We start from the raw sequence: 11,685 nt of genomic DNA, 5'->3' as shown, positions 1-11,685 counted from the left end.
TGTAATTTTCCAATTAATATATTTAAAAGTTTTAGGGCATATTTAAAAGTTAGACCAGATGTAGTAATTGCTACTGGAGCCCATACAACAGTACCAATATGTTATATTGCTAAACTGTTTGGAAAAAAAGTTATCTTTATAGAAACTTTTGCTAATATTACAACTAAGACATTATCAGGGAAACTAGTTTATCCGATTGCTGATTTATTTTTAGTTCAATGGGAAGATATGTTGAAGTTATATCCTAAAGCTAAATATCGAGGAGGACTAAAATAATGCGAATTTTTGTTATGTTTGGTACACAAGATAAACGCTTTGATCGTTTATTAAATGCAATTTTAGATTCACAGTTTGTAAATAAACACGATGTTTACGTTCAATTAGGCTATACTAAAGGTGAATATGATAAAATTCATAGCCAAGAATATTATAGTGAAGCTGAGTTGTTACATCAAATCGAAATTGCAGATTTAATCATTACGCATGCCGGAGTAGGAGCTATTGTTTCAGCGTTGAAGTTGAAGAAAAGAACAATTGTAGTTCCCCGTCTAGGTAAATATAAGGAACAAAATAATGATCATCAAGTTCAAATCATGGAACGTTTTGAAAAACAAAACTATATTATTTCTTGTCATGATCTTAGCAAACTTGACGAATTAGTTGAAAATGCCTATACTTTTACACCGAAAGAGTATAAAAGTGAAAAGCAGGGAATTATTGATGAAATAACTAATTTTATCAATAATTTATAGGAGGATAGTATGCATACATATGTTGTTTTAGCTTATAAAGAATCAGCTTATTTAGAGGAATGTATCAAATCTGTTTTAAATCAAAAATATCCTAGTAAAGTAGTTATAGCTACTTCAACACCAAATGATTATATTAAAAATATGGCTGATAAATATTCATTAGAGGTTTTAATAAATCCAAATCCAGGCATGGGAATTGGTTATGATTTTGATTTTGCAGTATCTTGTGGTAAAACTAAATTAACAACAGTTGCTCATCAAGATGATATCTATGATTATGAATATTCAGATAAAATTGTAAAAGCATATCAAAAACATCCAGATTCATTAATTGTATTTAGCGATTACTATGAAATAAGAGATACTGGTAAAGTATATAGTAATACTAATTTAAAAATAAAACGAATTTTATTATTTCCACTTAGATTTAATATGCTATCAAAAAGTAAATTTGGTAAACGGTTGTCATTGCGTTTTGGAAATACGATTAGTTGTCCAGCGGTAACGTTTGTAAAGGAAAATATCAAAACTGCAGATATTTTTAAATGTGATTTTGTTTGTAATGTTGACTGGTATGCTTGGGAAAAATTATCTTTAAAAAAAGGAAAATTTACACTTATAAATGATTGTTTAATGGGGCATAGGGTGCATGAAGGATCAACAACAACAGAAATTATTAATGAACGAGTAAGAACTAAAGAAGATTTTATTATGTTTCAAAAATTTTGGCCTAAAAGTATCTCAAAACTAATTAACAAATTCTATGTAAAAGCTGAAGATAGTAATAATTAGAAATATTCTAATAAATTTACAAAATTTGTAGATTAAATAAAAAAAATCATTATAATATTTCTTGAATAAAAAAATAAAGGAGAATTATTATGCTTAAAAAGATTTTAGCAGTTGGACTATCTTTGATGATGGTATTTGCTCTTACTGCATGTGGTGATAATTCTGATGATGGTAGTTCATCAGGTGGTTCTGATGAAACGAGTACAACTCAAGATAGACCATTTACAGAATCAAAAGGATTAATTAAGTATTTTACTATTGAAAATGAAAAAGTATGTTTACCAGAAACAGTTGGTGAATATGTTAAATATTTAGAAAAGATTGGTTCAAAAGTTGAATTAGGTGATACTGGAAAAACAGTAGATGAAGCTGGTGAGTTAGATGCTGGTGGAATTTCATCAATGGTTGCTTTCTTAAGGGTATATATTGATGGAGCAGATGATGAATGGCAATGGTTTGGTATTCGTTATGAAAATGATACTGATAAAAGTCTTCCAATTGCTGATTGTAAAGTGACTCAAATTACATTAGATTACGATACAATCATGGAAGAAGAAAATCATCATTGTCTAGATTCAATTGTTTTTATAACTCAAGATGATCAAGAAATTCCAATGGATGGAAAAACTACTAGTCATAATGATCTTTCACATATTATAGGTGATCCATACCAAAATACAGATGGTCATTGGCATTATTCAGATGATCAAGGTTATAAATATGAGTTTGTAACTGAAAATAAAAAAGGTATCTTGACTAGATTAGCAATTACTTATCCAGAATAGTTAAAAATAAAAAGTGCTAAGTTTCATTAAAAATGGACTTAGTACTTTTTATCATTAAATGATAATTGTTTATTTTTAATTGAAAAAGAACCTTACAAAGAAGGTTCTTTTTCGGCTGACAAAGCCAGTCATCTCGGTACGATTATTATATCATACATTTTTATTATGTCAAACAAAATTTATTTTATACAACAATAAAATATATAAGTGCTATTAGATATGTTTTTACTGCATTTTCATCATAACTTAAATGATATTCATGATTTTTAAAATCATTAAAACGTATATTTTCTATTTTAGTTTTAAAAAAATTGAAAATATATTAAGAATGTTTTTTGATTTTATTTAGTGATATCTATACTTATATTAATCAAATTCTTCAAATTTATTATAATCTATAAACTTAGAGGTTCTAGCTAATTCATCTAAAACTGAAATGTTTTTTATTCCTGTTTCTGCTCGTACTTTTTCAAAAGCATTTTTGTTTAACGATAATTGTAATATAGAAAACTGATTCTTAATTTGATGTATAAAATTTTGATATTCTACATCTTGCATAAAGTAACGCAAGTAAACTATCAAATCTATTAAATGCTGTGATCTATGTTTTGTGTATGCTTTTGGATTTTTTAGAAATTGGTTGAATGGTTGGTTTAGTCGATTATTATCTTTTGAAATTCCATAGATTCTTTCGTTATGTGCACATGAATTCCTTATTATTCTCATCCAATGGAGCATTGAAATAAGAAGATTTATATTAATTTTTCCATCTGAGTCATAAATAGAATATAACCTACAAATTGAATTGATAACATTAGATTTAGATATAGAAATAAAATCAATAAAGGTTGAAAAATTTATAACTTTAATAAATACCCAGGTAGGTAGCGAATTATGATTGTTTAAATAATGTGCAACATAGAGCTGTTTACTCTTGTTAATTTGATAATAACATTTAGCAATTATTTTAATTTTATCTTGTGTTCTTACATTTGGATTATAGGATTCTACTTCGAACCATTCTGTTTTGCCATGATTATTGGTATAGTCAAATTTATGACCAACTAAAGTTCGGATTTCTTCTTCTATTTTTGTGATATTTTTTAAAAATATGTATCTTAATTCATCGTCAAAATGTTTGACAGCTTTAAAGTGTTTGATAGATGTGCCACCAATATAAGTATGAACTCCATTTTTATCGGTTTTAAATATAAAAGGAGATTTATAACCGTTAATTAAATTAAAGTATCCATTTCTTAATAAAATTTGCTTATCTTTACTACCTGTACAATTGATTTTTTTATTATCTCTTAAATGTTTCATTTGTTGTCTATATGTTTTGAATGGTTTATCATACATTTTTATCAATCCTCCTTGTTTGTAGGATATTAATCCTATAAAGATAAAGTTTAATTTTTAATGTAGATGTAGTTAGGATATTTTTTAAACAAATTCTCTTGTTACTAACATATACATTCCTGTTTTGTATTGATTTGTTTTATTATTTAAAATTTTGAATATGTATCTAAATTTTGTTGACTAGTTAATTAAAAAGTAGATTGTAAATTTTAAAAGTAATCTTTGAAGTTGGTAATCAATAAATATTAACAATTTTTATATAAAACAACTTTTCAAATTTAGAAGAAAAGACGCTTATATTGTAAAATATATTGTTATTTTTTGTCATAAAAATTAAATAAAATTAATCTGACTGAAGAAACAGGATAATTTTTTCAGCTAGATAGTCCTATTTAGTTGTTTCAATCATCATAGCATCAGCAATAATCAATACAATTTTTTCAAAATCACTAAGATTATCAATTCCTTTTTGTTTGATAATAGTGTTAATGTATGGAAGATACACATAAGCTCGATTTGTTAAATTTCTATTTAGAAGCACTCCTTCATCGTTACGATATTGAAAGATATCAAATAAATCAGGATGTCTTTTGTCGATACCATTAGTAAAGAACACTTGATAAACCGGATAAAGTAATTCGTATCTTTCATTGATCCGCTCTTCTTGATCGGCAAACATTTTAAATTCATAGAGTTGGACTAGACGAATTTGTTCTTTTGAATAGTCACCATTATGAAATGAAATTTTAATGGTTTTACCTGTTTCGCAAATAGCTTCAATTTCAATGACTCTTTCTTCATTGAGGAAGAGGACGGGATGGATATCTTTTACTTCTTTAAGTTTGAGATCAAAAATGCTATTGGCAATAATCTTGATTAATTGATCAGATAGTCTATCACCTTGATAAAATGGGAATTTAAATAAGACTTTGTTTTTAAAACTCACTCCTTCTTTGATTGCACTTTCAAATGCTTTAATTGCTTCTTTTCGTGTTTCTTTTTCTGTCATAAAAATACCTCCTATTATTATATACTCCCGTAAGTATTGTTTTTTCTTTTTTTATTTTTAAGTTTTTAAAAAATTGTAATATTTAATCCAAAGATAATCATTTAAGTAGATTTGTTTAATTTTTATTTTCTTTACATTAATTTTTCATAATGTTAACATCGTATTAAAATATCACTAAAATGCTACAAATTTTAAATTATTTATTGTATAATATAGGGCAAATGAGGTGATTCTATGAATACGGTTTTGGTTGAAAAAGATGCGCTTGATCTAGTCGCTAAGTTAGTTAGCGATAATAAAGTTGTGGCTTTTCCTACTGAAACTGTTTTTGGTTTAGGGGTTAAGTTTGGTTCTAAAGAAGCATTAGATGCTTTATATCAGCTAAAACAGCGTGATAAAGGAAAGGCAATATCGATGATGATTGCAAGTGCTAAAGATATCGAAAAATATGCTTATATAAACGAACCGGCAAAAAAAATAATTAATGCCTTTATGCCAGGAATGATCACTATCATTTTGAAAAAAAGACCTTTTATTGATGATTATTTCACCGCTTCATTGGATACGATTGGAATTAGAATACCTGATGATGATTTTGTTTTATCATTATTAGAAAAAACAGGACCAATGTTAGTAACAAGTGCTAATATGTCGGGGAAAGACAGTTTGGTCAATGATCAAAGTGTGAGTCAGGTATTTGATGGCAAAATTCCTTTGATTGTAAAAGGTGAAAGCATTAGTAAAAAGGCTAGTACGATTGTAGATTTAAGTAAGGGTAAAGTGGAAATATTAAGATTAGGTGATATTTCCGAAGATGAAATAGCGGAGGTGTTGAAATGAAAATAGCAATGGCTTGTGATCATGGTGGATTTAGATTAAAAAATGTTTTAAAAGATTATTTAGAAACTAATGGGTATGAAGTAGAAGATTTTGGAACATATAGTGAAGATAGCTGTGACTATCCAGATTATGCGGGGAAAGCAGCTAAAGCAGTAGCTAGTGGTACTTGTGACAAGGGGGTTGTCATTTGCGGTACTGGTATAGGTGTAAGTATTACTGCTAATAAAGTTAAAGGAATCAGATGTGCACTGTGCCATGATGTATTTAGTGCTAAGGCAACTAGAGCTCATAACGATACAAATATGTTGGCAATGGGACAGCGAGTTATTGGTGAAGGTTTAGCTTTGGAAATTCTTAAAGCATGGCTTACAACTGATTTTGAAGGTGACCGTCATGTCCAAAGAATTAAAAAAATGATGGCTTACGAGGAGGAATGAAATGAAGGATCTAGAAGTATTTGCAAGCGTTGAAAGAGAATTAAATCGTCAGCGCAATAACATCGAACTAATTGCTTCAGAAAACTTCGTATCTCCAGAAATCATGGAATTAGCGGGAAGTGTTTTAACTAATAAATATGCTGAAGGCTATCCAGGTAAACGTTATTATGGTGGTTGTAAATTTGTAGATGAAGTAGAAACTTTAGCTAAAGAAAGATTATGTAAGATCTTTAATGGTGAATATGCCAATGTTCAGCCTCATAGTGGGGCTCAGGCTAATACTGCTGTATATATGGCGTTATTAAATCATGGTGATAAAGTGTTAGGAATGTCACTAGCTGATGGCGGACATTTAACTCATGGTCATCCGCTAAATTATTCAGGAATCAATTATGAATTCTATAGCTATGGTGTTAGCAAAGATAGTGAAACAATTGATTATGATGATTTTAAGAAAAAATGTCAGGAAATCAAACCAAAATTAGTTGTCGCTGGGGCGAGTGCTTATTCAAGAATTATTGATTTTGAATTTATGGCTAAATGTGTACATGAAGTGGGTGCATTATTTATGGTTGATATGGCTCATATTGCGGGATTGGTTGCTGCTGGTTATCATCCTTCACCACTTCCTTATGCTGATGTTGTAACGACGACAACTCATAAAACTTTAAGAGGACCTCGTGGTGGGGCAATTATTTGTAAAAAAGAATTAGCTCCAGCAATCGATCGTGCCGTTTTCCCAGGAATGCAAGGGGGACCGCTGATGCATATTATTGCTGCTAAAGCGGCGTGTTTCTATGAAGCAATGCAGCCAGAGTTTAAAGAATATGCTCATCAAATCATTAAAAATGCAAAAGCTTTAGAAAAATCTTTAAAAGAAGAAGGTTTTAGACTGGTTGCTGGTGGAACTGATAATCATTTGATTTTAATTGATGTTAAAGCTAGTTGTGGAATTTCTGGTAAAAAGGCAGAACGTTTGTTAGATGAAATCAATATTACCGCGAATAAAAATGCTATTCCATTTGATACTGAAAAACCATTTAAGGCCAGTGGAATTCGGGTTGGAACCCCAGCAATGACAACTAAAGGTTTTAACGAAGCAGATTTTTATGAAGTAGGTAAGATCATTGCTTATCGTTTAAAAAATGAGGAAACTGATGAAATAAAAGATGAATGTTTAAAAAGAGTAAAAGCATTAACTGATAAAGTGAAGATGTATCAGGAAATCAAATATATTTAAGGAGTAGTAAAAATGACAACGACAATTTTAAATCATGCCTTAATTAAACATAAATTAACGATCATGCGCGATGTCAATACTAAAACTAATGTTTTTAAAGATAATCTTGATGAAATTGCGATGTTGATGGCTTATGAGGTGACTAAAGATTTGCCGTTAGTTAAACAACCGGTTATAACTCCAATTTGTTCAACTGTAGGTTACAAATTGGAAAAACCAATTATTCTAGTTCCGATTTTACGAGCCGGAATTGGACTAGTTGATGGATTTCGAAAAATAATTCCAAGTGCTAAAGTAGGACATATTGGCATGGCTAGAAACGAGGAAACTTTACAGCCAGAAGAATATTATGCAAAATTTCCTAAAGGATTAGACAAGGCGACTGTAATTGTCGTTGATCCAATGTTAGCTACAGGCGGAAGTGCTAGTGCCGCTTTAAATAGTTTGAAAGCTAGAGGTGCTAAAGATTTACGACTAGTATGTTTAGTAGGTGCCCCTGAAGGAGTAGCGGTAATTGAAAAAGAACATCCTGATGTGGATTTGACACTTGCAGTTTTAGATGATAAGCTAAATGATAAAGGTTATATTGTTCCAGGCTTAGGAGATGCCGGGGATCGCTTATTTGGTACTGATTAAGATGGATATAAAGAAAATATTAAACAAATCATTTAAGATGTTTATGATCGGTGAAATAGTATTTTTGTTGATATCGATATATTTGAATAATTATACTTTTTTACCAGGTTTTTTATTAGGATATTTGGTAAGCATTACTACATTTTTAATGACTGTTAAGATGACGGATGCAATTTTAGCGTTGCAGCACAATAGTCCGCTGATTGTTGCGCTGATCTTTGTTTTAAAATTAACGTTAATTGGACTTAGTTTTTATGTTTCAATCGTATTCGATCAGTTTTTTCATCTGGCAGCAACATTTGTAGGATGTTTAATAATGCGAGTAACTTTACAAATCTATTATCGAAAAGAGGTGAGTTAGAAAGTGGGAATTGAGATCCAGGTAGAACTAATCTACTCATTAATTATTATGACGGTATTATCAATTGCTTTTATTGTGATTGGTAATAAATTCAAAAAAGCAGATCCATTACAAAAGCCTAAAGGAATTGTTTTGCTGGTGGAAACGGGAATTGATATGATTTATAAGTATATGTCATCAATTATGCCAGGCCCACCACGGTTTGCTAAAAATTATTATCCATATTTTAGTATGCTGTTTGTTTATGTTTTTATTTGTAATATCAGCGGATTATGGGGCTTTGAATCGCCGACTTCATGTTTATCAGTCACATTAGCACTTGGATTGATAACAGTTACGTTAATTCAATATAACTCTTTGCGGACTAATGGTATATTTGCTTATGTCAAAAATTTATTATTGCCGCCAACTAATATTTTAAGTGCTATTTCACCAATGATTTCACTATCAATGAGGTTATTTGGTAATATATTAGCTGGTTCGATTTTAATGTCGCTAGTTTATAGTTTTACAGGGTATCTATCAAGTTATATTATCGATTTTAACTTTTTAGGACCGATTATTGCATCAATATTACATATGTATTTCGATGTTTTTGCAGGTTTTGTACAAACCTTAATTTTTGTGACTTTATCTAGTATTTTGATTTCACTAGAAGTCAATACCTAGTTAAAGATAAATAAACTAATAAATTTGGAGGAGAAATTATGGATAACACAGGTTTAATTGCAATTGCAGCAGCTATTGCTGTATGTGCTGGAGCTTTTACAGGGATTGGAGAAGGGTTGGTTGCGGCTAAAGCCGTTGAAGCAATCGGACGTAATCCAGAAGCTGAAGGAAAAGTACGTACTACTATGATCTTAGGGATCGCGTTAACAGAAACAGTTGCAATCTATGGATTATTGGTATCATTAATCTTATTATTCGTATACTAATAATTACAAGGAGGAAATAAGATGGGAATTGATATAGCTGGAAAACTGTTCCCGAATATTACGACACTTGTGGTGCAGTTATTGGCAACAGGTATAATGCTGCTTATTTTTAAGAAGTTTTTATGGAAGCCGGTTCAAGAATACTTTGCTAAACGGGCAGAGTATATTGAAAGCACCATGACTGATGCCGCAACTATGAAGGATGAAGCTAAGAAGTTTGTTGAAGAAAGTGAAAAACAAGCACGAGATGCCGCTATTCAATATCAAAATATTGTTGAAAAGGCTAAAGAAGATGCCAGCGTAATAAAACGCAATATTGTTGATGAAGCTAATCAAGAGGCTAAAGCAAAAATAGCTCAGGCAAATCGTGAGATTGAGTACCAAAAAGAAGCTGCTAAAACTGAAATCAGAGAAGAAATTGTTAATGTGGCAATTGAAGTGGCTAGTAAAGTTATGGAAAAGGAAATCGACACGGAAAGTAATCGTAATATGATTGATGAGTTTGTCGATGATGTGATTAATTAATGGAAACTGTAGCTAAACGTTATGCTCAATCATTGTTTTCATTAGCTCTTGATCAACAGGCAGTATTAGATTATCAAAAAGATATGAATTTAGTTAATAAGATCTTTTTTGAAAATCCCAATTTTATAAGATTCTTTAATGAAGTTTCGGTTTCTAATGAAGATAAGTATCAAATTATTGATCAAGGTTTTAAGGGTCAAATAGATACATACATAGTGAATTTTTTAAAACTATTAATTAAAAAAAGACGAATCAAACATATTCTAGAAATAAATCAGGAATTTAAAGAACTTGCGAATGAATATTTAGGAATTGAAGAGGGAACTTTATATACAAGTTTTACCCTTGACAGTAAACAAATTAAAGAAGTCGAGGCTGCCATTAGTAAAAAAGAACAAAAAACAGTTAAATTAACGGTAATTAATGATCCAAGTTTGATTGGTGGAATTAAAGTGGTCATTAAAAACCGAGTTTACGATGGTTCTATTAAAAATAAAGTTTCATTATTAAAGAAAGAACTATTAAGAAAGTAGGTGAAAATAGTGGGACTTAGACCAGATGAAATAAGTGCTTTGATTAAGGAACAAATCAAGCATTTTGATGAAGTAATTGAACGCAAAGACGTGGGAACAGTTATGACAGTTGGTGACGGTGTTTGCGTTATTCATGGTTTAGACGACGCTATGTTAGGAGAATTGCTAGCTTTTCCAGGTGATGTATATGGAATGGTCATGAACCTTGATGAAGATAGTGTGGGAGCAGTATTATTGGGCTCTGAAAGTGCTATTAAAGAAGGTGACGAAGTAAAACGAACAGGAAGAATTATGGAAGTTCCTGTTGGTGATGAAATGCTAGGACGAGTTGTAAATCCACTAGGACAGCCAATTGATGGCAATGGTGAGATTAAAACAACTAAAACTCGTCCAATTGAAAAAGTTGCCAGTGGGGTAATGACGAGAAAATCAGTTGACCAGCCTTTACAAACTGGGATTACTTCAATTGATGCGATTATTCCAATTGGACGTGGTCAACGTGAGTTGATCATTGGTGATCGTCAAACTGGTAAAACAGCGATTGCAATCGATACGATTTTAAATCAAAAAGGACAAAATATTTATTGTATTTATGTAGCTATTGGTCAAAAGAACTCGACGGTAGCTCAAATTGTAGAAAAATTGCGTCAAGGTGGTGCGATGGAATATACAACAGTTGTATGTGCTTCTGCCAGTGAATTAGCACCAGTACAATACATTGCCCCTTATGCTGGGTGTGCAATTGGTGAAGAATGGTTAGAACAAGGTAAGGACGTTTTAATTGTTTACGATGATTTATCTAAACATGCGGTGGCTTATCGTACCCTATCATTATTGTTAAAAAGACCACCAGGACGTGAAGCGTACCCTGGAGATGTATTCTATTTACATTCAAGATTGTTGGAACGTGCTTGTCGCTTAAATGAGGAAAATGGTGGCGGATCAATTACAGCTTTACCAATCATTGAAACTCAAGCTGGTGATATTTCGGCTTATATTCCAACTAATGTAATTTCGATTACTGATGGGCAAATTTTCTTGCAATTAGATTTATTTAATTCAGGATTTAGACCAGCGATTGATACAGGATTGTCAGTTAGTCGTGTTGGATCGTCAGCGCAAATTAAAGCGATGAAGCAAGTATCCGGTTCATTGAAACTAGAACTAGCTCAATATGCTGAAATGCAAGCATTTGCTCAATTTGGTTCGGATTTAGATGCCGCTACTAAAGCTACTTTAGACCATGGAGCTAAAGTACGTGAAGTATTGAAACAAGCTCAATACTCACCAAGAGAAGTATCAACACAAGTAATTACATTATTTGCTTTAAAATATGGATTTACAAAAACTTTAAAAGTGGAACAAGTTTCTAATTTTATGGATCAGTTAGTAAATCATGTTGCATTAAATCATCAAGAAATTATTGATGAAATTAATCAGAAAAAAGAAATTTCATCTGAATTAGAAAAACAGATGAAAGA

16 protein-coding genes are annotated in these 11,685 nt (G+C 30.8%); 14 read left to right on the top strand and 2 right to left on the bottom strand.

Annotated elements, in window-relative coordinates:
• The 4 genes from pssD to J7M77_RS14175 form a co-directional block, all read left to right on the top strand.
• A partial coding sequence (gene pssD, locus J7M77_RS14190; RefSeq protein ID WP_296879718.1) for a PssD/Cps14F family polysaccharide biosynthesis glycosyltransferase occupies window positions 1-276 on the top strand: 276 nt, incomplete at its 5' end.
• Window positions 276-752, top strand: a complete 477-nt coding sequence (gene pssE, locus J7M77_RS14185; protein WP_296879716.1) for a PssE/Cps14G family polysaccharide biosynthesis glycosyltransferase — start codon at window positions 276-278, stop codon at window positions 750-752. The genes pssD and pssE, both read left to right, overlap by 1 nt.
• 9 nt (window positions 753-761) lie before the next feature.
• Window positions 762-1,544, top strand: a complete 783-nt coding sequence (locus J7M77_RS14180) for a glycosyltransferase (RefSeq protein ID WP_296879714.1) — start codon at window positions 762-764, stop codon at window positions 1,542-1,544.
• A gap of 89 nt (window positions 1,545-1,633) precedes the next feature.
• On the top strand, window positions 1,634-2,329 hold the full coding sequence (locus J7M77_RS14175) for a hypothetical protein (RefSeq protein ID WP_296879712.1): 696 nt from the start codon (window positions 1,634-1,636) through the stop codon (window positions 2,327-2,329).
• A gap of 366 nt (window positions 2,330-2,695) precedes the next feature.
• Here J7M77_RS14175 and J7M77_RS14170 read toward each other — a convergent pair whose 3' ends face one another.
• Together J7M77_RS14170 and J7M77_RS14165 are read right to left on the bottom strand one after the other, a co-directional pair.
• Complete coding sequence (locus tag J7M77_RS14170) at window positions 2,696-3,688, bottom strand: Abi family protein (protein ID WP_296879710.1); 993 nt, start codon at window positions 3,686-3,688, stop codon at window positions 2,696-2,698.
• Window positions 3,689-4,076: 388 nt separating this feature from the next.
• Window positions 4,077-4,697, bottom strand: a complete 621-nt coding sequence (locus J7M77_RS14165; RefSeq protein WP_296879708.1) for a hypothetical protein — start codon at window positions 4,695-4,697, stop codon at window positions 4,077-4,079.
• Window positions 4,698-4,931: 234 nt separating this feature from the next.
• On the opposite strand from J7M77_RS14165, the gene J7M77_RS14160 reads away from it, so the two are divergent.
• The 10 genes from J7M77_RS14160 to atpA all read left to right on the top strand — a co-directional run.
• Window positions 4,932-5,537, top strand: a complete 606-nt coding sequence (locus J7M77_RS14160) for an L-threonylcarbamoyladenylate synthase (RefSeq protein ID WP_296879706.1) — start codon at window positions 4,932-4,934, stop codon at window positions 5,535-5,537.
• Window positions 5,534-5,974, top strand: coding sequence for a ribose 5-phosphate isomerase B (rpiB, locus tag J7M77_RS14155; RefSeq protein ID WP_296879704.1), 441 nt, complete (start codon window positions 5,534-5,536; stop codon window positions 5,972-5,974). Before J7M77_RS14160 ends, rpiB begins: the two co-directional genes overlap by 4 nt.
• Before the next feature lies 1 nt (window position 5,975).
• On the top strand, window positions 5,976-7,214 hold the full coding sequence (gene glyA / locus J7M77_RS14150) for a serine hydroxymethyltransferase (RefSeq protein ID WP_296879702.1): 1,239 nt from the start codon (window positions 5,976-5,978) through the stop codon (window positions 7,212-7,214).
• 12 nt (window positions 7,215-7,226) lie between these two features.
• Entirely contained in the window at window positions 7,227-7,850 is a 624-nt protein-coding gene (upp, locus tag J7M77_RS14145) for a uracil phosphoribosyltransferase (RefSeq protein WP_296879701.1), read from the top strand.
• Complete coding sequence (locus tag J7M77_RS14140; RefSeq protein WP_296879699.1) at window positions 7,837-8,211, top strand: hypothetical protein; 375 nt, start codon at window positions 7,837-7,839, stop codon at window positions 8,209-8,211. Before upp ends, J7M77_RS14140 begins: the two co-directional genes overlap by 14 nt.
• Before the next feature lie 3 nt (window positions 8,212-8,214).
• The gene (locus tag J7M77_RS14135; protein WP_367237034.1) at window positions 8,215-8,880 is read left to right on the top strand and encodes a F0F1 ATP synthase subunit A; all 666 of its coding nucleotides are present in this window, start codon (window positions 8,215-8,217) and stop codon (window positions 8,878-8,880) included.
• 38 nt (window positions 8,881-8,918) lie between these two features.
• Complete coding sequence (gene atpE / locus J7M77_RS14130; RefSeq protein ID WP_294580134.1) at window positions 8,919-9,146, top strand: ATP synthase F0 subunit C; 228 nt, start codon at window positions 8,919-8,921, stop codon at window positions 9,144-9,146.
• Between the two features lie 21 nt (window positions 9,147-9,167).
• Window positions 9,168-9,671: a F0F1 ATP synthase subunit B gene (atpF, locus tag J7M77_RS14125; protein ID WP_296879695.1), complete on the top strand. Its 504-nt coding sequence runs from the start codon at window positions 9,168-9,170 to the stop codon at window positions 9,669-9,671.
• A complete protein-coding gene (locus tag J7M77_RS14120) occupies window positions 9,671-10,204 on the top strand; it encodes a F0F1 ATP synthase subunit delta (RefSeq protein WP_296879693.1) in 534 nt (177 codons plus the stop codon). Before atpF ends, J7M77_RS14120 begins: the two co-directional genes overlap by 1 nt.
• 9 nt (window positions 10,205-10,213) lie before the next feature.
• The coding region (atpA, locus tag J7M77_RS14115; RefSeq protein WP_296879691.1) for a F0F1 ATP synthase subunit alpha at window positions 10,214-11,685 on the top strand (1,472 nt) is incomplete at its 3' end.

It is taken from the genome of Thomasclavelia sp. (assembly GCF_017889095.1).
In the GTDB taxonomy this organism is placed as follows: Bacteria; Bacillota_I; Bacilli_A; order Erysipelotrichales; family Coprobacillaceae; genus Thomasclavelia.
Note: the sequence above shows the minus strand (reverse complement) of the source record. Positions and strands in the feature narration are given on the sequence as shown.